At 39.4% G+C, this 26,574-nt stretch carries 23 protein-coding genes, 1 tRNA gene and 1 pseudogene; 16 read left to right on the top strand and 9 right to left on the bottom strand.

Annotation, left to right across the window (positions count from 1 at the left end; genetic code table 11):
* Window positions 1-233: 233 nt before the first annotated feature.
* Together Q0X66_RS03155 and corA are read left to right on the top strand one after the other, a co-directional pair.
* Window positions 234-1,202, top strand: a complete 969-nt coding sequence (locus Q0X66_RS03155; protein ID WP_297703084.1) for a zinc-binding alcohol dehydrogenase family protein — start codon at window positions 234-236, stop codon at window positions 1,200-1,202.
* A gap of 84 nt (window positions 1,203-1,286) precedes the next feature.
* Window positions 1,287-2,354, top strand: a complete 1,068-nt coding sequence (gene corA, locus Q0X66_RS03160) for a magnesium/cobalt transporter CorA (RefSeq protein WP_297703086.1) — start codon at window positions 1,287-1,289, stop codon at window positions 2,352-2,354.
* Window positions 2,355-2,385: 31 nt separating this feature from the next.
* Here corA and Q0X66_RS03165 read toward each other — a convergent pair whose 3' ends face one another.
* Complete coding sequence (locus Q0X66_RS03165; protein WP_297703088.1) at window positions 2,386-2,784, bottom strand: hypothetical protein; 399 nt, start codon at window positions 2,782-2,784, stop codon at window positions 2,386-2,388.
* A 159-nt stretch (window positions 2,785-2,943) separates the two neighbouring features.
* Between Q0X66_RS03165 and Q0X66_RS03170 the strand changes: the two genes are divergently transcribed.
* The 7 genes from Q0X66_RS03170 (at window position 2,944) to Q0X66_RS03200 (ending at window position 10,927) form a co-directional block, all read left to right on the top strand.
* On the top strand, window positions 2,944-4,122 hold the full coding sequence (locus tag Q0X66_RS03170) for an aldose epimerase family protein (RefSeq protein WP_297703090.1): 1,179 nt from the start codon (window positions 2,944-2,946) through the stop codon (window positions 4,120-4,122).
* A 35-nt stretch (window positions 4,123-4,157) separates the two neighbouring features.
* Window positions 4,158-5,096 carry a dihydrodipicolinate synthase family protein gene (locus tag Q0X66_RS03175; protein WP_297703092.1) on the top strand — a complete coding sequence of 313 codons (939 nt, stop codon included), beginning with the start codon at window positions 4,158-4,160 and terminating at the stop codon, window positions 5,094-5,096.
* Window positions 5,097-5,107: 11 nt separating this feature from the next.
* A complete protein-coding gene (locus Q0X66_RS03180; RefSeq protein ID WP_297703094.1) occupies window positions 5,108-6,691 on the top strand; it encodes an aldehyde dehydrogenase (NADP(+)) in 1,584 nt (527 codons plus the stop codon).
* Between the two features lie 14 nt (window positions 6,692-6,705).
* The gene (locus tag Q0X66_RS03185) at window positions 6,706-7,713 is read left to right on the top strand and encodes a 4-hydroxyproline epimerase (RefSeq protein ID WP_297703096.1); all 1,008 of its coding nucleotides are present in this window, start codon (window positions 6,706-6,708) and stop codon (window positions 7,711-7,713) included.
* Window position 7,714: 1 nt separating this feature from the next.
* The gene (locus Q0X66_RS03190) at window positions 7,715-8,965 is read left to right on the top strand and encodes an FAD-dependent oxidoreductase (protein WP_297703098.1); all 1,251 of its coding nucleotides are present in this window, start codon (window positions 7,715-7,717) and stop codon (window positions 8,963-8,965) included.
* Between the two features lie 29 nt (window positions 8,966-8,994).
* Window positions 8,995-10,116, top strand: coding sequence for a galactokinase (galK, locus tag Q0X66_RS03195; protein ID WP_297703100.1), 1,122 nt, complete (start codon window positions 8,995-8,997; stop codon window positions 10,114-10,116).
* Window positions 10,117-10,189: 73 nt separating this feature from the next.
* Window positions 10,190-10,927, top strand: coding sequence for an NYN domain-containing protein (locus Q0X66_RS03200; RefSeq protein ID WP_297703102.1), 738 nt, complete (start codon window positions 10,190-10,192; stop codon window positions 10,925-10,927).
* A gap of 139 nt (window positions 10,928-11,066) precedes the next feature.
* Here the strand turns inward: Q0X66_RS03200 and Q0X66_RS03205 are convergent, their stop codons facing one another.
* From Q0X66_RS03205 to Q0X66_RS03235, 7 genes are all read right to left on the bottom strand, one after another.
* Window positions 11,067-11,519 carry a GNAT family N-acetyltransferase gene (locus Q0X66_RS03205; RefSeq protein ID WP_297703104.1) on the bottom strand — a complete coding sequence of 151 codons (453 nt, stop codon included), beginning with the start codon at window positions 11,517-11,519 and terminating at the stop codon, window positions 11,067-11,069.
* A gap of 62 nt (window positions 11,520-11,581) precedes the next feature.
* On the bottom strand, window positions 11,582-14,593 hold the full coding sequence (gene dnaE / locus Q0X66_RS03210) for a DNA polymerase III subunit alpha (RefSeq protein ID WP_297703106.1): 3,012 nt from the start codon (window positions 14,591-14,593) through the stop codon (window positions 11,582-11,584).
* A gap of 85 nt (window positions 14,594-14,678) precedes the next feature.
* Complete coding sequence (locus Q0X66_RS03215) at window positions 14,679-15,035, bottom strand: four helix bundle protein (protein ID WP_297703108.1); 357 nt, start codon at window positions 15,033-15,035, stop codon at window positions 14,679-14,681.
* Window positions 15,036-15,085: 50 nt separating this feature from the next.
* Window positions 15,086-16,300, bottom strand: coding sequence for a DNA polymerase IV (locus Q0X66_RS03220; RefSeq protein WP_297703110.1), 1,215 nt, complete (start codon window positions 16,298-16,300; stop codon window positions 15,086-15,088).
* A 97-nt stretch (window positions 16,301-16,397) separates the two neighbouring features.
* Window positions 16,398-16,568, bottom strand: a complete 171-nt coding sequence (locus Q0X66_RS03225; protein WP_297703112.1) for a DUF6747 family protein — start codon at window positions 16,566-16,568, stop codon at window positions 16,398-16,400.
* A gap of 477 nt (window positions 16,569-17,045) precedes the next feature.
* Entirely contained in the window at window positions 17,046-17,216 is a 171-nt protein-coding gene (locus Q0X66_RS03230) for a DUF6747 family protein (protein ID WP_297691001.1), read from the bottom strand.
* A gap of 645 nt (window positions 17,217-17,861) precedes the next feature.
* Complete coding sequence (locus Q0X66_RS03235; protein WP_297703114.1) at window positions 17,862-18,212, bottom strand: hypothetical protein; 351 nt, start codon at window positions 18,210-18,212, stop codon at window positions 17,862-17,864.
* 385 nt (window positions 18,213-18,597) lie between these two features.
* Here Q0X66_RS03235 and Q0X66_RS03240 point away from each other — a divergent pair, with 385 nt between their 5' ends.
* The 5 genes from Q0X66_RS03240 (at window position 18,598) to Q0X66_RS03260 (ending at window position 24,667) form a co-directional block, all read left to right on the top strand.
* Window positions 18,598-20,211, top strand: a complete 1,614-nt coding sequence (locus Q0X66_RS03240) for a glycoside hydrolase family 30 protein (protein ID WP_297703116.1) — start codon at window positions 18,598-18,600, stop codon at window positions 20,209-20,211.
* Window positions 20,212-20,346: 135 nt separating this feature from the next.
* A complete protein-coding gene (locus Q0X66_RS03245) occupies window positions 20,347-21,207 on the top strand; it encodes a glycoside hydrolase family 16 protein (RefSeq protein WP_297703118.1) in 861 nt (286 codons plus the stop codon).
* 378 nt (window positions 21,208-21,585) lie between these two features.
* On the top strand, window positions 21,586-23,094 hold the full coding sequence (locus Q0X66_RS03250; protein WP_297703120.1) for a serine hydrolase: 1,509 nt from the start codon (window positions 21,586-21,588) through the stop codon (window positions 23,092-23,094).
* A 231-nt stretch (window positions 23,095-23,325) separates the two neighbouring features.
* Window positions 23,326-24,114: a PfkB family carbohydrate kinase gene (locus tag Q0X66_RS03255; protein ID WP_297703122.1), complete on the top strand. Its 789-nt coding sequence runs from the start codon at window positions 23,326-23,328 to the stop codon at window positions 24,112-24,114.
* Window positions 24,115-24,214: 100 nt separating this feature from the next.
* Complete coding sequence (locus Q0X66_RS03260; RefSeq protein WP_297703124.1) at window positions 24,215-24,667, top strand: GNAT family N-acetyltransferase; 453 nt, start codon at window positions 24,215-24,217, stop codon at window positions 24,665-24,667.
* 655 nt (window positions 24,668-25,322) lie between these two features.
* Here the strand turns inward: Q0X66_RS03260 and Q0X66_RS03265 are convergent.
* Window positions 25,323-25,404: transfer RNA gene (locus Q0X66_RS03265), tRNA-Leu, on the bottom strand.
* Window positions 25,405-25,548: 144 nt separating this feature from the next.
* Between Q0X66_RS03265 and Q0X66_RS03270 the strand changes: the two genes are divergently transcribed.
* Together Q0X66_RS03270 and Q0X66_RS03275 are read left to right on the top strand one after the other, a co-directional pair.
* Window positions 25,549-26,490, top strand: a complete 942-nt coding sequence (locus Q0X66_RS03270; protein WP_297703126.1) for a ribose-phosphate pyrophosphokinase — start codon at window positions 25,549-25,551, stop codon at window positions 26,488-26,490.
* A gap of 20 nt (window positions 26,491-26,510) precedes the next feature.
* A pseudogene (locus tag Q0X66_RS03275) lies at window positions 26,511-26,574 on the top strand (50S ribosomal protein L25); the annotation flags it as partial.

Genomic DNA, 26,574 nt, shown 5'->3' on the forward strand with positions numbered 1-26,574 from the left:
TTATTTAATTGGCATATATACATCACGGAAAATTCTCCACTCATCCTCCTCTTTTTTCCATACAAATAGAGAATTTCCTTTACTAACAAGCGTTCCATTTGCATGATAAAATTCAACGAACACGTCTTCAACGATTATATTCCCGAGGTTTAACGGATATGTGTTCCTTTTTTTTAACTGTGTATTGAGTTTCAAATCAGATAATATCATTAAGTTTATATAAAAGGGAATACATGAAAGCAGCGGTAACTTTACAATCGGGTTCACCTGAGGTCATTGAGATACAAAAAAGAGCTATCCCCGAGATAAAAGAGGGGTGGGTATTAATTAAAATAAAAGCTTTTGGATTAAACAGATCTGAATTATTTACTCGCCAAGGTCATTCCCCCAATGTTGTTTTTCCCAGAATCCAGGGAATAGAATGTGTAGGAACCATAGAGGAAGACCCGTCCGGCACCTACCGTATAAGCCAGAAAGTTGCTGCTATTATGGGTGGTATGGGTAGGGTTTTTGACGGAAGTTATGCTGAGTATACCATAGTGCCTTTGCAGATTGTATTTCCTTTTGAGAGCAATTTGCCCTGGAGTACCCTTGGAGCCATCCCGGAAATGTTTCAAACTGTTTCAGGGTCTTTAACTCAGGCGTTGGAAGTCAGAAATGGAGAGACCTTACTTATCAGAGGTGGAACATCTTCTATAGGAATGCTCTCCTGCCAGTTAGCAAAGCACTTGGGATTAACAGTTATATCTACCACCAGGAACGAGTCGAAAAAGAAGTTCTTAATAGAAAATGGGGCAGACTATGTCCTTATTGATAATGGAACAATTTCCGTGGAACTTAAAGAATTGTTCCCCGAAGGTGTAAACAAGGTGTTGGAATTAATTGGTATAAAAACATTAAAGGATTCTTTAAAGTGTATAAAACGGCGGGGGATAGTATGTATGACAGGAATACTGGGTGGCGAATGGACACTTAAAGAATTTACGCCCATGGGCGACATTCCTTCTTTGGGACGATTGACGGTTTATATGGGAGACGCGGTCAATCTAAAGAAAGACTTATTACAAGATTTTATTGATGCAGTTGCGGATGGGGAGATTACCCTTAATATTGATAAGGTTTTCAGTCTCGACCAAATCGTTGAAGCCCACGTTTATATGGAAAGTAATTCAGCCAAAGGGAAACTTGTGGTTGAATTGTAGATGGTCACTCATACATGGGGGATCAAACATTCAGTTGTAAAGCTTTTTTAAATAACTTACATTGTAATATTCTAAGCTTAGAACATGAAAAAAGCCAGCTCTTCACAAACCGCAATAAAAACAGGATTAGCCCCCGGTACTATCGTTTATGTTGGGAACAAGGCCAAAAAAGATTTGTTTATAGATGTCTTTGATTACAACAAGGATAGTCTCGATGAAAAACAACTTAAAAATATAGAAGAAGCTTTTACCTATGAAGATAAGGAGACTACAACCTGGATCAATGTCAACGGGCTTAATCACGTTAATGAAATTGAAAAATTGGGAAAAAACTTTGAACTGCATCCACTAATAATCGAAGACATCGCAAATACCAAACAAAGACCCAAATTGGAGGAACATGAGGAATATGTCTTCGTAGTCCTAAAAATGCTTTATTATGATAAGGAACAGAATCTGATATTTGAAAATATAAGTTTCGTTCAGGGCTCTAATTATCTATTGTCTTTTCAGGAATCGGATGGTGATGTTTTTGATTCGGTCAGGGAGCGATTGCGCAATAGCAAAGGCAGAGTTAGGAGCCAGGGTGCAGACTACCTTCTTTATACACTCATGGATGCCATAGTGGATAATTATTTTAATCTCATGGAAGTATTGGGTGAAAAAATAGAAGAATTGGAGGAAAATTTATTTGAAGAAAAACCAAATAATGATCTGATTCAGGAAATTCACAGTCTTAAAAGAGAAATATTAAAAATACGTCGTGCTGTTTATCCACTTAGAGAAGTCGTAAACCGAATGGATAAAGTTGAGACCTCACTTATTACTGAAAAAACCCAATTGTACTTAAGAGATTTGTATGACCACGTTATTCAGGTCTCAGAAAGCATAGATATTCAGAGAGAATTGATCTGGAGTCTGATGGATATGTATATGACCACCATTAGTAACCGGATGAATGAAGTAATGAAAGTGCTAACCATTATGGCTACCATATTTATCCCACTTACTTTTATTGCCGGGGTCTATGGAATGAATTTCGAAAATATTCCAGAACTTAAATTTCAATACGGGTATTTTGTGCTATTGGGAGTTATGGTTGTAGTATTTTTAGGTATGCTCTACTACTTTAAACGCAGAGAGTGGCTTTAAAATGCAGATACTAATCCAATAGATTATTCAATTAATAGAGTGCCATTAACTTATCATTCTTTTTCCTCTTTTTGGCAGACTTTTTTCTTTTAACATAGTACTTCCCACTTTTTTTGGAAAACAATTCTATACTAACTCCAACGGTTACCCCTCCTAAGACTGTTGCTGCCAAATCGCCATTATCCCATTTACCTCCATTACCCTTATCAATAGCCTCCTTGGCTAGGCCCGCTATTAGGCTGGCTGCAACAGAGCCGGTAACTGTCCAAAAACGATTTCTTTTACTTATTTTTGAAGCTATTAAAGCCCCGGCTGCCCCCGAAACTGCGCCGGCAGCAAAATGAAGGGCCTTGTCTTCTTCAATTTGGCCTCTTAAGGTAAATTGCATAAATAGTAATAACACAAAAATTCCGGAGAAAACTGGTCTCATTAGCCTAAAATATAAATATTTTATTTAATACAATGTGCCTTTTGCCTAATACATATTGTTCTCTTGAATTAAATACTTTATTGCCGTAATAATATTTCCTGTATCTCTTTTTCCTGATTACTTTTCCCTACTTTTATTGGCCCAAAAAGTAATTCATTTATGAAGATCAATTCCTTAATTTCTTTTATTCTTATTTCCCTGGTATTTTTTGGCTGTAAGGATAATAATAGCAATAAAAAACCCGGGATGGAAGAACAGAAGATTTCCTATGCCAATACAATAAATCCGGATGATTTTAAGGCAGTTATTGATGGTGATAGTATTAACCTATATACTCTAACTAATAAAAACGGATTAAGAGCAGACTTTACAAATTACGGGCAGCGATTAATAGCTTTACATGTGCCTGATAAAGATGGAAAAATGGGGGATATAGTTCTTGGGTTACCTACGCTCGACGGATATATGAATGGGCCCAAAAACAACTTCGGAGCTGTAATTGGCCGGTATGGAAACCGAATTGCTAAAGGTAAATTTTCTATTAAAAACACTAAGTATAAACTGGCAAAAAACAATGGGGAAAACCATTTGCACGGCGGCAATATTGGTTTTGATGCTGTGATCTGGAAAGCCAGACAAACCGCACCCAACAAAATTGAATTTACCCGTGTTTCTTCGGATATGGAGGAAGGTTACCCCGGCAACCTGGATGTAAAGGTTACCTACATTCTTTCAGATAACAATGAACTAAAAATCAGCTACGAGGCCATCACAGATAAAACCACTATTATTAATTTAACCAACCACTCCTATTTTAACCTTAAAGGTGAAGGCAAGGGGGATGTTAATGATCATCTAATGATGATCAACGCCTCTGCTTATACCCCGGTAGATGCCGGACTTATCCCTATCGGTACCCTTGAGAGTGTTAAAGGCACACCCTTTGATTTTACCAGCCCGAAAACAATTCTCACAGACCTGGATAGCAATAATGCTCAAATGGTTATAGGAGGAGGTTATGATCATAATTTTGTACTCAATGAATCTCCTAAAAATAGTGAAGGACTTGTCCTGGCGGCCAGGGTTACAGAACCCATAAGTGGTAGAATAATGGAAGTATATACCTCCGAACCGGGTGTTCAACTTTACGGTGGTAATTTTTTAAATGGGAGCAGTATTGGTAAAAGTGGAAATCCTTATATGAAAAGAAACGCTTTTTGCCTGGAAACACAACATTATCCAGATTCTCCAAACCAATCAAACTTCCCTAGTACTTTATTAGAACCGGGAGATAAATACAAATCCACAACTATTTATAAATTCGATGTGGTAAAATAAGTAATTTTATATTTTACAACTAAAGCCTGATAATTATGCAAGTACAATGGAAGGGAGTTATGCCCGCTGTAACAACGAAATTCACAGAGTCCGATACTTTGGATTTAAAGATGTTTGAGGTAAATATAAATGCACAGCTCCAGGCAGGAGTTAGCGGAATTATTCTGGGAGGCACTCTGGGTGAAGCCAGTACGCTTTCTGATGATGAAAAAAGAATCCTGATCGAGACTACTGTTGGCATTGTAGATGGGAAAATTCCTGTTATCATAAACATTGCAGAACAATCCACCAAAGGGGCTATTAAGGCTGTAAATAATGCTGCGAAGTACGGTGCGAGCGGACTTATGATGCTACCCCCAATGCGTTACAAAGCAAATGATTTTGAAACGGTTACTTATTTTAAGGCTATTGCTCAAAGTACAGACCTGCCCATCATGATCTACAATAATCCCGTAGACTATGGAATTGAAGTTACTTTAGATATGTTTGAGGAAATGTTGCAATGCGATAACATACAAGCCGTAAAAGAATCTACCCGTGATATTTCCAATATCACCCGGATAAAAAACAGATTTGGAGATCGGTTAAAAGTACTTACTGGTGTAGATACCCTTGGACTTGAAAGTATATTAATGGGGGCCGATGGATGGGTGGCCGGTCTGGTCTGTGCTTTTCCACAGGAAACCGTTGCCATTTACGAACTGGCTAAAGCTGGCAGAACTGACGAGGCTCTCCAAATTTACCGCTGGTTTTTACCACTATTGGAACTGGATATTAGCCCACAGTTGGTTCAGAATATTAAATTGGCCGAACTTGCCACCGGAATAGGTACAGAAAATGTGAGAGCTCCCAGACTGAAACTGCAAGGAGACGAACGAAAAAGGGTTCTAAAGATTATCGGAGAAGGAATGAAATCCAGACCAACATTACCCGATTATAAGGCCTTGAACAAAACATCTTATCATTCTGCATAACAAACAAAACTATGATCACAGGAAAAAATTATATTGGAAATAAACTCTCTGCCAATGGTAGCAAGACCTATAAAACTTTTAACCCCAAACTAAATCTGGAGAACGAATGGACTTTTCATGAAGCCACAAAAGAGGAACTTAATGAAGCAACAAAATTGGCCTCAGAAGCTTTTGAAAGTTATAGAAATTTCACCGCTGAACGCAAAGCTGGATTTTTAAGAGTTATTGCTGATGAGATAGAAGCCCTGGGTGATTTACTTATCGAAACCTATTGCAAGGAAAGCGGTCTGCCTGAAGGCAGGGCGAAAGGGGAACGGGGACGCACCATGGGCCAGTTAAGAACTTTTGCCGGCACTTTGGAAGATGGTTCCTGGGTAGAGGCCAGTATTGATACTGCCTTGCCAGACAGAACACCTGTTCCAAAACCGGATATAAGAAAGATGCTTTTCCCTATGGGACCAGTTGCGGTATTCGGCTCCAGTAATTTTCCGCTAGCCTATTCCACCGCAGGTGGTGATACTGCCAGTGCACTTGCAGCAGGCTGTCCGGTTATTGTAAAGAGTCATCCCATGCATGCAGGAACCGGGGAACTGGTAGCCTCAGCAATTCTAAAAGCAGCAAAAAAAACAGATATGCCCAATGGGGTCTTTTCTAACTTGAATAGCAGCGGAATAGAAGTGGGTCAGCAACTTGTTAAACATCCGGTGATAAAAGCGGTTGGATTTACCGGAAGTATCAGGGGTGGAACCGCCTTGTACAAATTAGCCAATGAACGTACAGAACCAATTCCAGTTTTCGCAGAAATGGGAAGCATTAACCCCGTGGTGGTATTGCCTTCTGCCCTCGAAGAAAAGGGAAATTATTGGTCAGAACAATACGCGGGATCCATTATGCTGGGCGCAGGGCAATTTTGTACTAATCCCGGACTTATTTTAGGTCTGAAAAGCGAAGCTTTAGACACTTTTATCAGTTCCCTGGGAAAAGAAATTGCGAAGCTGGAACCCAGCTGTATGTTGCATCCCAATATTTACGGAAATTACGAAAAAGGTAAGCAAACAGCTGCTGCCCAAGCCGGTACCAGCCCAATAACAAGTTTTGAAACAGAACCACAACCCTATTTTGCCCAACAACTTGTACTTACTACTGAAGGGAAAAATTTTCTGGAGAACCCAAAACTACACCAGGAAGTATTTGGCCCCTTTTCTATTGTTGTTGAATGTGAGGATGCCCTTGAGCTTACCACAATACTCGATCATTTGGAAGGTCAGCTTACCGGCACCATTTTAGGAAGCGAGCAAGAAATAGGTGAACATGCAAATGTAGTCGCTGCCCTTGGAAGTCGGGTGGGCCGGATTATTTTTAACGGCGTTCCTACCGGGGTGGAAGTTTGCCCTTCAATGGTGCATGGAGGACCTTTCCCCGCTTCTACAGATAGCAGGTTTACGGCAGTGGGCCCTTATTCTATAAAACGTTGGGTAAGGCCAGTGGCCTTTCAGAGCTGGCCACAGGATTTTCTGCCTGATGCCCTTAAAGATGAGAATCCCCTTCAAATTTTACGATTGGTAAATGGAGTTTACACGAATGCTGCGATTTAACAGACCACAGGCCAATGGCTATAACTACCTTTAAGTGTATTGATGCTCATACTTGCGGCAATCCGGTACGGGTTGTTGTTCAGGGTGGCCCCGATTTGAATGGCCGCAACATGAGTGAAAAGAGGCAGCATTTTTTGGAGTCCTATGATTGGATTCGCAAAGGTCTTATGTATGAGCCTCGTGGCCATGACATGATGAGCGGTAGTATTTTTTACCCCCCGGCAGATCCTTCAAACGACCTGGGGATTTTATTTATTGAAACCAGTGGCTGTTTACCTATGTGCGGACATGGTACAATAGGTTCCATCACTATAGGTATTGAAGAAGGATTAATACACCCAAAAATCCCGGGAAAAATACGTTTGGAAACCCCTGCAGGTTTGGTGGAAGTTGAATATCAGCAAACGGATAAAAAAGTAGACTGGGTAAAATTCAATAACGTAAAATCGTTTCTTGCAGCCAGTGATTTAAGTATTGAAAGCGCTAATTTAGGCACTTTAGTTTTTGATGTTTCTTACGGAGGCAATTTTTACGCCATCATAGATCCTCAGGAAAACTTTAGTGGGATACAAGATTATAATGCCGCTGAGCTCATCCATTTTAGCCGGGAAATACGGGAGGCTATCAATACAAAATACTCCGATGAATTTATACATCCGAAAAATAAGACTATCAGAGATGTGAGTCATATTCTGTGGACCGGTAAGACCATAGCGTCAAATGCCTCGGCACGGAATGCCGTTTTTTATGGGGATAATGCTATTGATCGTTCGCCATGTGGCACAGGCACCTCAGCCCGCATGGCTCAATGGCATGCAAAAGGCCTCTTGAAACTGGGTGAAGATTTTATCCACGAGAGTTTTATCGGGTCTCAGTTTATAGGACGTATTGAAGAAGTTACTACTTTAGGGAACAAAACAGCCATTATCCCCAGCATTAAAGGATGGGCAAGGGTCTATGGATACAATAAAATAAACATTGACGATGACGACCCTTTTGCAGAGGGGTTTCAGGTAATTTAATATGAGTAAGCACATAGTTATTATTGGCGGTGGGATTGTCGGTTTGAGTTCTGCATATTATCTAAATAAGGCAGGTCATCAGGTGACCGTTATAGATAAATCAGACATAACTGCCGGGGCTTCTTTTGTGAACGCTGGTTATATTATACCCAGCCATATTATTCCATTGGCTTCTCCGGGTATGATTACTAAAGGCATTAAATGGATGTTTAATTCGGCAAGTCCGTTTTATATGAAACCACGTTGGGACCCCGATTTTTTCAGATGGTCCTGGTATTTTCACAAGTCTTCCACTCAAGCCAAAGTGGCAATGGCCATTCCGGTGATCAAGGATATTAATATTTTAAGCCGTGGCCTATTCGAAGAACTCCATGCTTCTGGTGATTTAGGTGAATTTCAACTGGAAAGAAAAGGTCTGCTAATGCTTTACAAAACAGATAAAGCCGGGGAAGAAGAATTGGAAGTGGCACAGAAAGTTCGTTCTCTCGAACTGGAAGTAAAAGCCCTGGACCTGGCAGAATTGAAGAAACTGGAACCCAATGTAAAATTAGATGTAAAAGGGGCCATTCATTATGAATGTGACCGGCATACAACCCCAACTGAATTTATGCCTAAAATGGTAAAACATCTCAAGGATGCCGGGGTGATTCTAAAAACCAATGAAGAAGTGCAGGAGATTTCAACTTCCGGCAGCAAAATCACAGAAATAAGGACCTCCAAAACATCCTATAATGCCGACGAAGTTGTTTTGGCGGCCGGTTCCTGGAGTGGCAAGATATCCAAACAATTGGCTGTTAAAATTCCATTGCAGGCCGGGAAAGGGTATTCAATTAATGTTAAAAAATCTACAGGGATTAGCATTCCGGCCGTACTTTTGGAAGCCAAAGCAGCGGTAACACCTATGCTGGGATTTACCCGTTTTTCCGGAACTATGGAATTCTCTGGAATTAATGGTACCATCAGAAAAGAGCGCATTGAGGCCATTGCCAAGGCTGCGAAAAGCTATTACCCGGAATTAGAAATAAGCAAGGAAGACATGGCAAACGCCAAAAGTGGGCTTCGGCCGGTAAGTCCGGACGGTTTGCCATATATTGGCAGGAGCAAAGCTTATAGCAACCTCACTTTTGCTACAGGGCACGCTATGATGGGCTGGAGTCTTGGACCGGCTACCGGGAAATTGGTTTCAGAAATTATTGACAATAGAAAAACTGCAATGGATATTGCACCATTTGACCCCGACAGAAAATTTTAAAATTAAAAGCAAAGTTCTCAATTAAGTAAATGGATGATAAGGGTTTGGATAAAGTGATTGTAGATTCTCCGGGGAGGATCAATATAATTGGAGAGCATACCGACTATAACCTGGGATATGTCCTGCCCACAGCCATAGACAAGAGAATTCGCTTTACCCTTGAAAGAAATAATACAGATACCCAATGTGAAATTAGAAGTAAGGGATATGAAAAAGCACTGGTTGTAGATCTTAAACATATTGCCCCGAGTAACACGCAATGGGAAAATTACATCCTGGGAGTATTGTATGAAATTTATAAAAGAAGTAAAGAGTTAAAAGGGTTTCAATGTACTATAGAAAGTGATCTGCCGGTTGGTGCAGGGGTCAGCTCTTCGGCAGCCCTGGAATGCGGTCTGGCCTTCGGGCTTAATGAGCTTTTTGACCTTGGACTAACTAAACATGAGATTGTAGTACTTTCCAGGGACGCTGAACACAATTATTTGGGCACCAAGTGTGGGATAATGGACCAGTTTGCTTCAGTAATGAGTAAAAAAGATCATGTAATCCTACTGGATTGCAAAAGTATGGAGTATTCCTATATACCATTTTCCATAGCGCCCTACAAACTGGTTTTATTAAACAGCAATATTTCTCACAGCCTGGCCAGTAGTGAGTATAATACCAGAAGAAAAGAGTGCGAAGAGGGCGTGGCCATCCTGCTAAAAAAATATCCCTACGTAGCATCTCTCAGTGATGCAAGTTTAGAGATGATAAAGGCAAGTAAAACAGATATGAATCCCAAAGTGTTGGATAGATGCACTTATGTAGTGCAAGAGAACAATAGGGTTTTGGATGCAGTAGAAGCTTTAAATAAGGGAGATTTAAAAACCCTTGGGACATTAATGTATCAAACTCACGAAGGCCTGCGAACTTTGTACCAGGTAAGTTGCCGGGAACTGGACTTCTTAGTCGATTTTTCAAAAAATCGGGTAGAGGTTTTAGGCGCCCGGTTGATGGGTGGTGGCTTTGGTGGATGCACAATCAATTTAGTTCATGAAGATGCCGCAGATTCATTTATTCAATCAGTATCTGAAGCGTATGAAAAGGAATTTAATATTAAACTGACTTCTTTTGAAGGACATCCCAGTGCCGGGACTACTCTCCTATAACTTCGGGTAAAAAATAATGGCTGCGTCAGTGATAAGCCGAAAATTAAGTAAATTTGAATCAAAATAAAATAAAATGAATTTCAACTTAGCCGTGTTAATTGACGGGGATAATATTCCATCAGCATATATAAAAGAGATGATGGAAGAAATAGCGAAATACGGAAACCCGACGATAAAAAGGATTTATGGTGACTGGACCAGACCGCATTTGTCAAAATGGAAAAACCTGCTACTTGAGAATGCAATAACTCCAATTCAGCAATATGGATATACAACAGGCAAGAATGCCACAGATTCTGCAATGATAATTGATGCTATGGATATTTTGTATTCGGAAAAAGTACATGGCTTCTGTCTGGTATCCAGTGATAGCGATTTTACCCGCTTAGCAACCCGACTAAGAGAAGCTGGAATGCAAGTAATTGGAATCGGAGAAAAAAAGACACCAAATCCATTTATTGTAGCATGTGACAAATTTGTATACATAGAAATTCTGAAAAACCAATCTAAAGAGACAGAAGTTGAAAATGAAAAAACTTCATCTAAGGACACAGTCGATAAAATTACTTCAAAAGAAATTAAATTAATTGCCACAACTATTAACGATTTATCTGATGACGATGGATGGGCTTTCCTGGGAGATGTCGGCAGTTTGTTACAGAAGAAACAACCCAATTTTGATCCCAGAAACTACGGTTTCCAGAAATTGACTCCGTTAATTAAATCAATTGGAAAATTTGAGATAGAACAAAGAGAAAGCTCTAAAAGTCGACATAAATTAATATTCGTGAAAAACAAAAAAAGGGCATAAAATTACTTATTTGAGTTACTCCCAAACTTTACGGGAAACATGATAAAAGTCGCCCCCTGTCCATTGCCATAAAAGATATCAACTCCGTAAACTCGTACAGTTAAGATCTTTACTCTTAGTTCCCCTGGGCGCTAACCACCTAACCTCTTCGCATCAAAAAAGCAATTTTGCGAATGCCATTGGTGGTATCATATTCCCTTACTTTTTTAAAATGAAAACCATAGTACAAGTCTTTGGCCGGTTCATTGGCCAGGCCGGTTTCTACGGTAATAGTTTTTGTTGTATAGGTCTCCAGTACAAATTGCACCAGGGTACTGGCTATCCCTTGCCGAAAAAAATTGGGGTGCACCACCAGACTTTGGATATGGGTGTTTTTTTCTTCTGCTTTTACCTCCACCACACCTGCCAATTTTTCTTCTTTATAAAAGCCGTAAAACGCATTTTTACTATCTAAAAATTCCTCTGCTGTTCTTTTAAGGGGTGGAAAATCTGTAGCTTTTAAAAGTTTGGCTTCTATAGCATAGGAGGCCTGAAAAACGGAGCGGATGGTTTCAGCTACGTTTTGGTTTTTAGAATTTAGTTTTTGGATCATTTAACTCTCAAAGGCTTACGAAGATTTGTTAAACTGCAATGTAACAATTGTATCCGTTTTCACTAACCCTGTTTTTTGGGAGTTATCAACAGTCTTTTATTGGCGGTCTTCATATCGGCATACCTGGGATCCTGGATCACTTCCTGCTTTTGCATCTTTATGGTCTCTATACTTAAAAAGCCAAACTCACTTACCACCCTGCCGTAAAACCTGTAAATGCCCCTGCCCCTGAAATAGTATTTGGCGGCCACAGGGGGGAAAAGGACCGTATCAAACACCTCCCCATGCTGGTCTACACAGGTGGCAAAATGCATGCGTTTGCCATTATGCGTATTTGTATTCTTAACGGTAACCAGGTAGCCATAGATATCTATATTCTTCTTTAAATACCGCTCCAAATCCCTGCTGCCATTTGTGTTTTTAGGGGGTTCCTTTAACAAATGAAAAGGGGAACAGAGGCAAAACCCCAGTAGCTCTAATTGGGTAAAGGCCATCTCCATATCTGTGGTATGCAGGCGTGGAATCCTAAATTTTTGGTGGGTAGGCGGGAACAATTTGGGGTGATCTACTATAGTGCCTTTGGAAAGAAACAAATGCGCTTCCCACAACAATTTGTGCTTGTTAATTTTTGTAAACCTAAACGCGTTTATACGAATAAGGATACTCAGCTGCTCTATGGAAATTGGTACCCGGTCTAAAAAACCTGCCAAAGAATTAAAGACCCCGTGCAGCTGCCTCTCTTTTAAAATACGCTCCATTACCCTGCTCTCCAGCTCTTTTAGATACATATAACCCAGATAAATGTCTGTCCCATAAATGCAGTTTACCGCAAAACTCTTGTTTATACACGGCGCATGTATGCTTGCACCCATCATCCGGGCTTCGTGCACATAAAACTCGGAACGGTAAAAACCACCCCCATTGTTAAGCACCGCCACCAGATATTCCAGGGGGTAATAAGCCCTTAAAAACAGGGTCTGGTAACTCTCCACGGCATAGGAAGCAGAGTGCCCCTTGGCAAAAGCATAACCGGCAAAACTGGCTACCTGGTGCCAGATTTCCGAAATCAGCCCTTCTTCATAACCTTTATTGCGGCAGTTGTCCATGAACTTGTCCTGCACCTTCTGGAACTCTTCCCGGGAACGGAATTTTCCACTCATGCCCCTTCGCAATACATCGGCCTCCCCAAGGGTAAGTCCGGCAAAATAGTGAGCCACTTTTATCACGTCTTCCTGGTAGACCATAATACCATAAGTCTCAGGCATAATATTTAGCATTACCGGGTGACCCTTCTCCTCCGCCCTGCCCTCTTCGCGATGCCGCAGGATGTATTCGCGCATCATCCCGCTCTTGGCCACCCCGGGGCGGATAATGGAACTTGCCGCTACCAAACCCAAATAATTATCTACCTCCAGCTTTTTTAGCAGCATCCGCATGGCAGGCGATTCTACGTAAAAGCACCCCATACACTGGGCGGTTTTTATCAGCTGGTTAATACGGGGATCTTCCTTAAATCTTTTGATATTATGGATGTCGATTTTTTCAAACTCCTCCAGATTATTAAGCTGCAGGATCTGCAGGGTTTCCTTGATCTTTGCCAGGCCACGCTGGCCCAAAATATCAAATTTATAGAGGCCTACATCTTCGGCAATGACCATATCAAACATAGCGGTGGCAAAGCCCTTTGGCGGCAGATGCGTAGCTGAAAAATAGTGGATGGGCCTTTGGGTAATTAAGATCCCCCCCGCATGGATACTGAGGTAGTTGGGAAAGCCTTTTATTAATTGTCCGTATTTTAATACCAGCAGGGATACCTCATCTAATTGGGATAGCTGGTAGTGTCCATCACTTAGAACATCAATCTCTGCCTTTGGCAGGCCAAAGACTTTTCCCAGCTCGCGTACAATGCCCTTATGTTTAAAGGTGACATAGGTGCCTAAAAGAGTAACATGATCAAAGCGGTCGAAAATATACTGGGTAATCTCTTCCCGGTCTCTCCATGAAAAATCGATATCAAAATCGGGCGGATTGGCCCGGTAGAGGTTAATAAAGCGTTCAAAATACAGGTCGAGTTCTATGGGGTCTACATCGGTAATACGAAGCAAATAGGCCACAATACTGTTGGCGCCACTACCCCGCCCCACATAGAAAAACCCTTTTTCACGGGCCTTGGAAACAATGTCCCAGTTGATTAAAAAATAGGAGACAAAGTTCTTTTCTTTAATCAGGCCCAACTCTTTTTGGAGTCGCTCCCGAATAGGTTGGTCCACCACGGGATAGCGGTAAGGGAGGCCACCCTGGCACAATTGCTCCAGGAGTTTTTCATCTTCTTCTTTGCTTCCCAAATAGGTCCGCAGATTCTGGGGAGTTCGGTTTTTGGAAAAATCAAAATGGATGCTGCAGGAATTCATCAGCCATTCTGTGTTTTCGAGAATAAATGGGTATTCTGCAAAGGCCGCGGCCAGGTTTTGAATAGGAAACATTTTTTCCTCTTCGCTGGCCTCTTCTTCCTTGGAGAGCTTGCTTAACAGCACGTTCTTATCTATGGCCCGGAGCAATCGGTGCGCATTAAAGTCGCGCTTATTCCTGAAGGTAACGGGTTGCAGCACCAGCAGTTTGTCTTTTTTTTCCACTAAGCTGGAGAAGGGCAGCCTTCTTAGATCCCTGATCGAAATTCCTATAAACTCCTGTTCCCGGAAATCGCTCTGGTCATTGAGCAGGACCTTTTCAAATGGGTAGATTACGTAGGCGTGTTTAAACTTCGGGGCTCTTTGGGGGATTTCTTTTTCCTCGTGGAGGTGGGCAGAGAGGAAGGCGTTTAGTTCCTGGTAGCCTTTATTGTTTTTGGCTATGCCCACAAAGCACTGGTCTGCCCCGTTCCTGAAATCGATCCCTAAAATAGGTTTAATGTTGTATTCCGGAGCTTTACGGACAAAGTTCAGGCCTGCAGAAGTATTGTTGATATCTGTAAGTACCAGTTGGGTCACCTGGTTTTCCCGGGCGAGTTCTAAGAGGGCTACTTCGGAAAAAGTCCCGTATCGGAGGCTGTAGTAGCTGTGGCAGTTTAAATACATAGCTGTATAAATTCCAAAATTCAAATATCAAATTCCAAGAGAATGGTTAATAAATTTCAAAGCTCAAATGCCAAATTATAAGAGATCATTTTTTATTGGAAGTCTTATTAATAATGGATGACAGTATACTTTTTAGCTCAAAGGCTTCGCGTATTAATTCTTTTGTTCTTTCCTTATGATTAGCATTTAACTCTTTTAAAAGTCTAAGCCAATACTCTGATTCTTTGGCTTCCTTCCTGGCTATTTTGAGTCTCATTGTAAGATCTCTATCCCCTAATTTCTCATTAGCTTCAATGTAATTTGCACCTACAGAGCCCGAAGATCTTATCAGCTGTCTTCCATCTTCAATATTGCTTAGACTTTTGGGTAACGCTTTAACAAAAAAGCGGCAGTTTCTAGCAAATAAGTAGGTCCTTTGTTCCAGATCATATATTCTATTCATATCTCTTTCTCTTTTTGTGATTTGTCATTTGTGATTTGTCATTTGTCATTTCACTGCTTTCTATGGGCCAGCACTATAGGCGGTTGGCCATTAAAGGGGTTGTGCATTCTGCCAATAGTTTTAGCGCCAAGGCCGGAGGCTCTTAGCACGCTTTTATCGCCAAAGCGCTCCCGGATGTTATCCATTGCGGTATAGAGGTTCAGGGCTTCTTCGGTATCTTCAAACAGGTTGATCTGGTAATTTCCCGGCACCAGATGGCTAAAGCGGATGCCTATAAGTCTCACCAGCAAACGCCTGCTATAGAGGACTCTGAACAGCTCCAGGATTTTGGGAATAAGAATATGGTCTGCACTGGTGTAGGGGATCCGGACTTGTTTGGAATAGGTGTTAAAATCTGAATACCTGATCTTGACGGCAATGCAGGCGGTAAGCTTTTCCCCCCTGCGGAGCTGGTAAGCCAGGTTCTCTGTCATGGCTATAAGGATGCCTTTTAGTTTACTAACATCTATGGTATCGCGGTCAAAGGTGCGTTCTGTAGAAATGGACTTACGCTCGCAAAAAGGGATCACAGGGGAGTTGTCTACCCCATTGGCCCGTTTCCAGATGACAGCGCCGTTTGCCCCCAGTACGCGTCGCATAAGATCCATAGGCATTTCCTGTACGGTTTTTACTTTTCTGAGTCCCAGGTTTCTAAGCGTCTGGTAGGTTTTGTCGCCCACCATAGGGATCTTTTTGATAGAAAGCGGGGCCAGAAAGGGTTTTTCATAGCCAAAATCTACTTTCAGCTGGTTGTTGGGTTTGGCCTCGTTAGTGGCTACTTTAGAGACTACTTTGTTTACAGACAGCCCGAAGGAAATGGGGAGCCCGGTTTCTTTAATGATCATTTTCCGCAATTCAGAGGCGTAATGGTAGCAGCCAAAAAAGCGGTCCATCCCGGAGAGGTCCGCGTAGAACTCGTCTATACTCGATTTCTCAAAAACGGGGACCTGTTCTTTGATGATTTCGGTGACCAGATCGGAGTGCTTGCTGTATGTGCCTGCGTTACCGCGGATGACAACGGCTTCAGGGCAAAGTTCCCGTGCCATTTTCATGGGCATCCCGGAATGTATGCCAAAACCCCGGGTCTCGTAGCTGCAGGCAGCCACCACCCCCCTGTCGCTGGTACCACCTACCAGCAGGGGTTTGTTTTGCAACTCGGAATTAATGAGCCGCTCTACGGATACAAAAAAAGTATCCAGATCCAGATGAAGAATGGTCTTTTGCATAACTGTCTAAAAGGACAGCTAAGTTATGGAATATTTCCTATTCTTTGGATTTTTTCCATATTTATTTCAAATCATTTTAGCCGATTTTCTCCATGCACTAGTCAAAGGCAAATCCCGTAGACACCCTAAAGATAAGTGCATAGAGTGCAATTAAGAACATTGCAAAGCTAAACCACGCAAAAAGTTTAAAATAGTTTTGTACAATAAGGGTTCCTATATTCCTGAATCCTTCCAAATAAATTTCCTTAAGTAATACCATCGTTTTCATAGCTCTTATTTTAGAATTTACTAATAAGACTTCAAAAGCCGTTCTAAGTTTAGTTTTTTGCCGCTCTTTTAGCCAAGGGAACCAAATTCCCTGATAAAATGCACAATTTCTATGGGTTAGCCTTTAAAGAGGGATTTTTAAGGAAAGTATGAGGAGTAGCAACAAAAATCCCTGCAAGGACTATCCTTACAGGGATTAATTATTATTTAGGTTGGTTATTTAATGCCTTTTTTATTTAATCTACCCCTGGCTCGTGAGAGCGGAGGCGCGATCTTGTCCATCGAAGCCCGTAAGGGCAAAGGAGAGATCTTATCCTCCGAAGCCCACAAGGGCAAAGGAGGGATTATTGCACTCCTGCAGCTGTCATTATCATAAACATCATCACAGAAATAAACAGACATCCTGCAGCAACAAAAAAGTCGATTAGACTAGTTCCTTTATGTCTTTGAGCCATAGTATTTTATTTTGAGTTAATAATTAATCAAATGCGAATCCTGTATACACTCTGAAAATAAAGGCATAAAGGACCACAAAAAACATAATAAAACTGAACCAGGCGAATGCCTTAAAATACTTCTGTACAATAATATTTCCCAAATTCCTGAAACCTTCTAGATAGATTTCTTTAATAAGTAAAGCTGTTTTCATATCCCAAATCTTAAAAATTAATATGCTCCCAAATTGTGGCTTTTATCAATTCTAATTTCAAATTATAGGTTAAAAACATATTTATTTGATAAAATGCATTCTCACTAACGCAAAGCTATAAAAATAGTAGATTAACGAATTTTACCATATTGCATCTAATGGGTGAATAACCCTATAAAACCGATCAACAAGGCCAAAAAAGAAAAAGTGGTTTTAAAAGGAATATATTATGAGGATGACAAAGGAAATTACAAAACAGGAAAAGAGTACTGCCGGATAACTTGCCAATAAAATACCTGATTTACCATTATTTATATATTTTAGTTATAGGCATAGTTAAGCAGGCTGAAATTCACCCAAATGATCTACCAGCCTGAAGCAACTTCGGGCTTAAAAATTTGTGCATGGAATTAGGGGGTACACTTTATAGATAAACAGCGCCTGAATTATATCCTTAGAAGCCCCTCTGTAAAGTGTTTAAATTTTAAACTAAAAAACCCACCGGGAAATCCCGGCGGGTTAATACATTTTTAGCAAACTATTGATTTGGAATTAATATTAATGTATGCTCTTTAATATTTACCGGAAATTAACGATTACTATATACCAATAATCAATTGAAAAGTGAAATGCCTAAAAACAGGTTTATTGGAAATCAGCATCGGCATCTCCTTCTCCTATAGGCTCTTTACCAGTTCTGATAAAGCCCATATTCAAGTTTAAAGAATAACTAAAATAAATTGGTTTTTCATTTCTCAAAATATCAATAATATTTGGATACATTGAAATAGGATAGCGCAAATACACTAATTTATTTCTTTTATCGTAACTATTTTCAGGCACGCTTTTGTTATCAGGATAGAAGTTTATCTGAACAACAAAATCCTCATGATTATAACATCTTACGAGTGCACGCGGGTAAACACGATTCTTGTCGGCTCCTCCGGCTTGAAAATGAACCCAATAATGGTCTATTTCGCTATCTATTAACTTCATTGTATCTAGGTTTAATTGATTAATACGGTAACAAGTTAAAGATTATTTCACAAGATAGAAATAGAAATAGAAAAAAAGGACAACTTTTTGCCTTAGGACCACGATATTTTTCATCCTGATGACTAACAGGATCAATAATTTAGAAATTTTTAAAGAATTTAAGAGATTTTAAGTAACTCGGAGGGCGGAAACTTTGTTAAAATCAAAGAAATATTATCTTAGTACACATAAGTAGGATATCATCAATGATGCTATCCCATTGTAGCCACGAATAGATAAATTCAAGTTCTACTTTTGACACTGATAATTATAAACTTTCTCACTAACACGATACCTGCCTCAAGAATTAATAATCTGAACAGTATATACAATAGAGTAAATAATTATGATAGACCAAACAATTTTTCAAATTTCCCGATCACCTCTTTCACAGTTTATACGATTGCTGGTTCTGGTCATATCTGTTGTATTTGTCAGCTGCACACCTAAAAGTGCTTATGAAGATTATGTAGCCGATGTTTATCAAACGTCGCATGCTGGTGACAACCTCAAATTAATTTCAACCGATCAGGTTGAAACACCTACCATAGAAAGAAAGAAAGTCTCTATACGTCTTCTCCCTGAAGTAGAACTTCAAAAGTATTATGGATTTGGTGCTTCCTTTACCGAATCATCAGCATGGAATCTGGCTACTATTCCCGTTGATTTACGCAAAGAGGTGTTAACCAACTTATTCAGCCCAACAGAAGGGGCTGGTTTCACCCTCATGCGAACTCATATTAACAGCAGCGATTATTCCAACAATCACTACACATACGTTGAAGATGGTGATGAAGACCTTTCTACTTTCAGTGTTTATGAAGACTTGAAAGGATTTTCAGGTGACGAAAACCATCAGGTACGTGGTATTGATCTCGTTGAACCCAGTTATGACATTATCCCAATGATTTTAGAAGCATCCAGCATTCCCGGAGCAAACTTCAAGATTATCGCTTCGCCTTGGAGCCCCCCTTCCTGGATGAAAATAGGAGAAACTGCTGAGATGACAAATGGCACCTTACTTCCTAAATATTACGGAATTTGGGCAAAATACTTATCGAAATATGTAAGCGCCTATGCCGAGGAGGGAATTGCCCTCTGGGGAATTACTCCTCAGAACGAGCCACTGCATGCGCATGATGCTCGCTGGGATAGTAATGGGTTAACTCCCGAACAGGGTAGAGATTTTTTGCGAGATCACCTTGGTCCTCAGCTGGTACAGGATGGTCATCTAAATCTTGATGACTTGGATGCCGGATTGCGTGTATTGATCTATGATCACAATAAGTCTACCATGAACGATTATGTTGCTCCCACATACAAAGACCCTGAAGCTTCTAAATACGCATGGGGTACCGCCTTTCATTGGTATGCAAACTCTCAGCTGGAAGAAAACAACTGGTATGCAGAAGAATTAGACGAGTTACAGTCAACTTGGCCAGACAAGGGGATGATTCATTCCGAATCGAGCATAGATATTGATGCCGATGATCCGATTGGTCAATATTGGAGAGAGAGTACAGACTATGCGGGTACTTTTGTGCCATTCAACACTTACGCTTTTGATATAATTTCAGATTTGAATCACGGAGCTCAGGGATACATCGAGTGGTGCATCATTCTTAGCAATCAGGGTCAACCAAATCCCTATGACAATTTTAATAGCGCACCAGTGCTTATCAACCCTGTTACTGACAAGGTGATTTATACACCACTCTATTATTTATTAAGTCACTTTAGCAAGTTCATCCGCCCAAGTGCCCACAGAATAGGATTGGAAGCCGAAGAAATAGAGGGTCTCATCTATACAGCTGCAAAAAACCCCGACGGTTCAATTGCTGTGGTGGTTTTTAACAGAAACGAAGAAGTCCATGAAATATCGATAACCCTGGAATCTAATATTTATGAGATGCAAATTGCACCTAGGGCTATTCAAACTGTTCATTTACGAAGTAAGTAAGGAAACATCAAAATGGAGTTTGATAAATGAAAATGGTTATAACAATGTTTATAGTTCATAGCCGCCTAAGGGATGCCAAGACACCATACACCAATTGTTGGAGAACACTCAAAAACTAGAAAATTGAATTTAATAATGATAAAACAAACACTTTCTTATATTGCCATAATTGCCGGATTAATTCTCCTTTCATACCTAATTTACAATCAGGTTAAAACCGTTCAAGATGATTCCAAGAGTAATGGCCCTGAATTTAATACTTTAATATGGTCAGATGAGTTTAATGGCAATGGGGCAGTTAATCCAGAGAATTGGTTCCATCAAACGCAGCTTCCGACAGGAGGAAATTGGTTTGGCGGATTGATTCAACATTACACTAACCGAGAAGATAATTCTAATTTGAAAAATGGACTATTAAACCTTGTTGCAAAAAAAGAAATATTTGATGACCAGGGTGAAATAAAGCAGTACACATCTGCTAGATTAAATTCAAAATTTGCTTTTACCTATGGACGGGTGGAGGTTCGTGCAAAACTACCAACTGGTATAGGTACTTGGCCAGCTATTTGGATGTTGAGTAAGAATATAGATGAGGATGGGGCTTATTGGGATAATCAAGGCTATGGAACTACTAATTGGCCTGCATGTGGTGAGATCGATATTCTGGAGCATTGGGGGAAAAACCCCAATTATGTACAGAGCGCAGTACATAACACATCAAGTTATGGAGATAAAGTAGAAAATATTGGAGGTCAAAATGTAGAGAATGTATCAGATCAATTTCACATATATTCTATGGAATGGACTGATGAGAAAATTGTTTTTAGGGTTGATGGTGCCGAACATTATGTTTATAACCCATCTATTAAAAATTCCGACACATGGCCGTATGATTCTGACCAATATATTTTATTTAATATAGCAGTAGAACCTGATATTGATTCAGCTTTCGTTGAAAGTTCGATGGAAATAGACTACATAAGAATTTACCAGTAGTCTTATAAGGAAAGTTTGCCGAACTGATGAGTTACGCTCTTACGATTTTAAAAAACAACGAAATGCCAACACGGTGTATAAAACATATCTAGTAATTGTTTAATCTAAAGGTTCATGGGTGTTTGTAAAAACCGCCAAATAGGATATTACGCGATAGCGAAATGTGCTAATTTGGCTCTTAAAATAGAAAAGATAAAATCAAATTTAAAAATTCGGCTCTGTATTATCCAAATAGCTTTTCCTTCGTACTACTATGGAGAAGGAGCTATCGGGACGAAAATGAAGTGTGTTTTCACTTGCTGCGTTTCATACACGAAACCGCTAGCAAACATAATTTGTAACCTCTAACTAAATATCGTCGTCATATGTAAAAACTATATGATGCTATTAAACAAAATTAAGTTAGTCTTTATTGTATTCAACCTGTTAACGACCTCAATCGCTTTAGGTCAAGAAGGAGCAAACATAAATTTTCAAAAAGAAGCAAAACAACATTTCGAAAAGACCATTAATAAATTAGGGATTCCCGGATTTGCAGTTATTGTAACACAAGGAAACGAAACGATTTTAAAAGAAGGGTATGGCTACGCAGATTTTGAAAATCAATTGATCGCAAACAGCAATACCAGTTATTATATAGCATCGGCTACCAAATCGTTTACTGCTCTTTTGGCGGTCATAATGAATGATGAAGGGATCTTAAAATTAGACGATCCACTTAAGAAGTACTTTCCCGATTTAGAAATAGATTACAATCTTAATCTTGCTAATATAAAAGTTAGAGATTTGTTAACTCACACTTCCGGTCTTGAGAATGATCCCATTGGTTGGCGTGTTGCATTCTCCGGAGAACATGATCAATCAACCCTTCTTGAATTGATGAGATATTCTAAGTCTAACAAGACAGGTTATGGCAATTATGAATACACTAATATTGGTTACAATATCTATGCTATAATTTTGGAAAAAATAACGGATAAATCTTGGCAAAACTGGATGCAGGAAAAAATATTTGACCCTGCAGGAATGAATCATACTACAGCTTTTATATCTCGAGCTGAAAAAGAGAAGTGGTTATTGGCAAGACCGTACATAGTTCTTGATTCGGTAAGCAGAATAACTCTTGAAAAGAAAGACAATACGATGCATGCCGCTGGTGGTTTGATCATTACTCCTGATGATATGGCCAAATGGCTAAAAATCCAAGTCGGAAAGGGTAAATTAAATGGAAAGCAAATATTTCCAGAAATCATGATGCTGTCCTCTCAGAAAGAATTGGTTAATATATCAGAATCAGAACGTTTATTTCAACCAACTGGTTATGGTTTTGGATGGTTACATGGAAACTATGAAGGCAATAAGGTTATTCATCATTTTGGCGGATTTGCAGGATTTTCAACACATGTCTCTTTTATGCCTGATAAACAGATTGGAGTAGCTGTCATCGCCAATGAGGCTGTGGCAGGAAATAAACTGATGCATCTAATTGCCACCTTTATTTATGATTATTTATTAGAAAAAAAAGGATGGGATGATTATGATAAAGAGATAAATACTTTTACAGAAAGATTAAATCAAGGTAGAAAAATGATAAATGCTAGTATAGTTGAAAGAAATAATCGTCCCAGAATGCTGTCTTTACCCCTTTCAGACTATTCGGGATCATATGAATCTGATGAATACGGAATTTTGACTGTTCAGGAAACTCCCTCTGCTTTAAAAGTCTCTATAGGAAATTTACAATGTGTGTCAACTCCATTTAAAAATAAAGAATCAATTAGAGTAGAATTAATTCCGGGAAGTGGTCAAATTATTCAATTCTTTATAGAAAATAATAAAATATCCAACCTTAAATATGATGGAATTAATTTCAAAAAGATCAAATAAAAAACGTTTGTTGGCAAAGTATATAGAAAATAGCCAATTAAGCGCATGTCATTATAGCTTGCGCTTTTTTAATACATTTACGCTATCCGAATAGTTTGCGCTAATCAAAATGCTACGTTTCATACACAAACCATTGTATGCAATTAACCAGAAAACGATTGATAAGAGAAAAACATTTATATAAGCCTACTGCAACTTTTTCTGATTCCTTATTCTAACCAATTGTCTTAAATGAAAATTACAGCGTTGACTTCATGTTGTGTTGACATATATCCTGAACTGGACAAGATTTATGTGGGAGGTAACTCTCTGAATTTTGCCACCCAGTGCAAACTTTCAGGAATAAGCAATGTATCTATTATTGGTGCTGTGGGCAACGATAGGCATGGCGTAAGAATTGAGCAGCATCTTGATAATTGCGAAATCCCCAGGTCACATTTGTACCGAATTGATAAAGCCACAGCTTCCAATAAGATATTCATTAATCAACAAGGCGATAGGTATTTTAAAGCCGATAGTTGGAATGGTGGAGCATTTGATGTTTTCCGATTATCTGAAAATGATTGGCAGCTTCTGGAAAGTTCTGATATAATAGCCATGCCTGCAGGCGATCCGAATTTGAAGGAACTGCTGAAAAGACGAAAGGATCAATTAGTGATCATTGATTTCTTGGACTACTTCACTTTGGATTTCATTGAACAAATGATTGATTCTATTGATATCACATTTATCAGTGCAAATGAGGAAATGCTGGCCAGCTTAAATGCTTTAGCAATGAAATCAGGAAAAATGATTGTTGCTACACTAGGATCAAAAGGAAGTGTCGCTTTCTATGATAAATTGTCACATTTTCAAGATGCAATTGACGTTGATGAAATTATTGATACTACTGGTTGTGGTGATGCTTTTCAAGCAGCTTTTGCTATAGAATGGTATAGGTCTGTTGATATTAAAAAGGCGTTGAGTAAAGGTGCTATAGCTGCCAAAAATGTATTAGGGTTCATGGGTGGAGTTGAGTAAATGCAACACTTTTTATTTTTGAAATTTGGAAATAGGGGGCGTATTAGCATGTAGAAACCGTGACTTAATTGGTCGTAAAACAAATAGTTAAATAAAGAAGATGATGGAAATAATATCGATAAGAGAAAATCCTGACCACAAAGACCGGGCAATAGGGTATTTCCAAAGGAGTTGGCCTAGTGTAATGCCAAAAATATATGAAGATTGTATAAGTCACAGTATTGACGCTAGGGATAGTCTACCACAATGGTATTTATTAAAAAAAGAAGATGAAATAATCGGTTGTGCCGGACTTATAACCAATGATTTTATTAGCAGAGGAGATTTATACCCATGGATCTGTGGAATATTCATTGAAGAAAAGCTCAGGGGTAAGGCGTATGGCTCTATGCTAATAGATAAAGCAAAAATGGATACAAAAATGGCAGGGTTTGAATATTTATATCTATGTACCGAACATATAGGATATTATGAGAAATATGGCTTTAAATATATCGGACAAGGATATCATCCTTGGGGAGAAGAATCCAGAATCTATGAAATTAAGGTATAATTAAAAAACTGCCTACAACAAAAAAGAAACACCATTGAAACAGGCATTTATTCAAACCGTTTCTTGCAATGTCAGGACAACAGTTTCTAACGAAACGATTTAACAGATTGAGAATTGACATTTGTAGGACTAAACAAGAAAGCTGAAAACCGAATAGAGTAAGCACAATAATAAAAGCTAAGTATATGAATGTCGTCAAAGAATTAAATTTAACACATTCTAAATCCAGCGTAAAATGGGGGGCTATTTTTACAATTTTCGGAATTGTTCTCGCTTTTACTGCTTGCGATAACGATATCAATAGCGTAGAAGAGTACCCGTCTTTAAATATGGTGACAACTTAGATAGGTATAGAAATTTTCCAAAGGAGATATAGATTAATACCTTGCTTTTAAGGTTTAATTTTAGATTTTTTGTTAGTTATTTGTAAGCGATAAAACTGCGAAGGGCATAGACGTAAATCATAGTAAAAAGTACAAAGCCTCCAGAAAATACTGAAGGCTTAGTACCTCGGGTGGGATTGAATTACTCTGTAATTCTTCCCTTCTAGGTCGTTTTGAAAACCACAATAGGAAACACAAAGCATCACTTCAAAAAAAAAGCGAGCTCCATTTTTGAAACTCGCTTGAATTTCCACCTAATCGTGGTTTATCCGTACCTCGGGTGGGAATCGAACCCACACGTCCAAAGACACTGGATTTTGAATCCAGCGCGTCTACCAGTTCCGCCACCGAGGCAAAGGGATTGCAAATCTAAAAAATTATTTCGGTTGAAAAACTAAAATAACCCACATTTATCCTTTAGCAACCCAAATAAATTTTTAAATTTGCACCTCCTTAAGAATCAGGGGTTTTAAGAAACTAGTAAACAAGAGATTAACCATGGCTTATCAAGTACCAGAACCAAAGATTTTTGCCTGTACCCAGAGTATGGAATTAGGTAAAAAAATTGCCAGGTCTTATGGCACGGATTTGGGTAATGTTTTGTTTTCTCATTTTAGCGACGGGGAGTTTCAACCTTCATATGAAGAGTCTATTCGCGGGACAAGAATTTTTGTAATAGGTTCTACCAATCCAAGTTCTGAAAATCTTATGGAAATGCTGCTAATGTTAGATGCTGCAAAGCGGGCATCAGCCAGGCATATTACCGCTGTAATTCCTTATTATGGTTGGGCCAGGCAAGACAGAAAGGATAAACCAAGAGTTCCTATCGCTGCTAAACTGATAGCCAAGATGTTAGAGGCTGCCGGGGCAACACGGATAGTTACTATGGACCTGCATGCAGATCAGATACAGGGATTCTTTGAAAAACCAGTAGACCATTTGTTTGCGTCAACATTGTTCCTTCCTTATCTGAAAGGCCTTAATTTAGACAACCTTACCATTGCCTCTCCAGATATGGGTGGCTCAAAAAGGGCCTATGCCTATTCCAAAGCTCTCAAATCCGATGTGGTGATCTGTTATAAACAAAGATCAAAGGCCAACGTAATATCACATATGGAACTTATTGGCGATGTAAGGGATAAAAATGTAGTACTGGTAGATGATATGGTGGATACCGCCGGGACATTAACCAAAGCTGCCGATCTTATGATGGAACGGGGAGCCAAAAGTGTAAGGGCTATTACCACCCACGCTTTATTATCAGGTAATGCCTATGAAAAAATAGAAAAGTCACAATTGTTAGAATTGATCGTTACAGATTCTATCCCTATCAAAAAAGAAAGTGGAAAAATAAGAGTTTTGAGTTGTGCTGAGCTGTTTGCAGATGTTATGCACAGAGTTCATCACAACACCTCAATTTCTTCCAAATTTTTAATGTAAATATTAATTAAACTTAGATAATGAAATCAATTACAATCAAAGGATCAGAAAGAGAAAGCGTGGGCAAAAAGGCAACGAAGGCCC

It is taken from the genome of uncultured Eudoraea sp. (genome assembly GCF_947260015.1).
Taxonomy (GTDB): domain Bacteria; phylum Bacteroidota; class Bacteroidia; order Flavobacteriales; family Flavobacteriaceae; genus Eudoraea.

What these genes read in the sequence shown, in the direction of transcription:
- Q0X66_RS03155 (WP_297703084.1), top strand. Translation starts at nt 234, where the DNA reads ATGAAAGCAGCGGTAACTTTACAATCGGGTTCACCTGAGGTCATTGAG.
- corA (WP_297703086.1), top strand. Translation starts at nt 1,287, where the DNA reads ATGAAAAAAGCCAGCTCTTCACAAACCGCAATAAAAACAGGATTAGCC.
- Q0X66_RS03165 (WP_297703088.1), bottom strand. Translation starts at nt 2,784, where the DNA reads ATGAGACCAGTTTTCTCCGGAATTTTTGTGTTATTACTATTTATGCAA.
- Q0X66_RS03170 (WP_297703090.1), top strand. Translation starts at nt 2,944, where the DNA reads ATGAAGATCAATTCCTTAATTTCTTTTATTCTTATTTCCCTGGTATTT.
- Q0X66_RS03175 (WP_297703092.1), top strand. Translation starts at nt 4,158, where the DNA reads ATGCAAGTACAATGGAAGGGAGTTATGCCCGCTGTAACAACGAAATTC.
- Q0X66_RS03180 (WP_297703094.1), top strand. Translation starts at nt 5,108, where the DNA reads ATGATCACAGGAAAAAATTATATTGGAAATAAACTCTCTGCCAATGGT.
- Q0X66_RS03185 (WP_297703096.1), top strand. Translation starts at nt 6,706, where the DNA reads ATGGCTATAACTACCTTTAAGTGTATTGATGCTCATACTTGCGGCAAT.
- Q0X66_RS03190 (WP_297703098.1), top strand. Translation starts at nt 7,715, where the DNA reads ATGAGTAAGCACATAGTTATTATTGGCGGTGGGATTGTCGGTTTGAGT.
- galK (WP_297703100.1), top strand. Translation starts at nt 8,995, where the DNA reads ATGGATGATAAGGGTTTGGATAAAGTGATTGTAGATTCTCCGGGGAGG.
- Q0X66_RS03200 (WP_297703102.1), top strand. Translation starts at nt 10,190, where the DNA reads ATGAATTTCAACTTAGCCGTGTTAATTGACGGGGATAATATTCCATCA.
- Q0X66_RS03205 (WP_297703104.1), bottom strand. Translation starts at nt 11,519, where the DNA reads ATGATCCAAAAACTAAATTCTAAAAACCAAAACGTAGCTGAAACCATC.
- dnaE (WP_297703106.1), bottom strand. Translation starts at nt 14,593, where the DNA reads ATGTATTTAAACTGCCACAGCTACTACAGCCTCCGATACGGGACTTTT.
- Q0X66_RS03215 (WP_297703108.1), bottom strand. Translation starts at nt 15,035, where the DNA reads ATGAATAGAATATATGATCTGGAACAAAGGACCTACTTATTTGCTAGA.
- Q0X66_RS03220 (WP_297703110.1), bottom strand. Translation starts at nt 16,300, where the DNA reads ATGCAAAAGACCATTCTTCATCTGGATCTGGATACTTTTTTTGTATCC.
- Q0X66_RS03225 (WP_297703112.1), bottom strand. Translation starts at nt 16,568, where the DNA reads ATGAAAACGATGGTATTACTTAAGGAAATTTATTTGGAAGGATTCAGG.
- Q0X66_RS03230 (WP_297691001.1), bottom strand. Translation starts at nt 17,216, where the DNA reads ATGAAAACAGCTTTACTTATTAAAGAAATCTATCTAGAAGGTTTCAGG.
- Q0X66_RS03235 (WP_297703114.1), bottom strand. Translation starts at nt 18,212, where the DNA reads ATGAAGTTAATAGATAGCGAAATAGACCATTATTGGGTTCATTTTCAA.
- Q0X66_RS03240 (WP_297703116.1), top strand. Translation starts at nt 18,598, where the DNA reads ATGATAGACCAAACAATTTTTCAAATTTCCCGATCACCTCTTTCACAG.
- Q0X66_RS03245 (WP_297703118.1), top strand. Translation starts at nt 20,347, where the DNA reads ATGATAAAACAAACACTTTCTTATATTGCCATAATTGCCGGATTAATT.
- Q0X66_RS03250 (WP_297703120.1), top strand. Translation starts at nt 21,586, where the DNA reads ATGATGCTATTAAACAAAATTAAGTTAGTCTTTATTGTATTCAACCTG.
- Q0X66_RS03255 (WP_297703122.1), top strand. Translation starts at nt 23,326, where the DNA reads ATGAAAATTACAGCGTTGACTTCATGTTGTGTTGACATATATCCTGAA.
- Q0X66_RS03260 (WP_297703124.1), top strand. Translation starts at nt 24,215, where the DNA reads ATGATGGAAATAATATCGATAAGAGAAAATCCTGACCACAAAGACCGG.
- Q0X66_RS03270 (WP_297703126.1), top strand. Translation starts at nt 25,549, where the DNA reads ATGGCTTATCAAGTACCAGAACCAAAGATTTTTGCCTGTACCCAGAGT.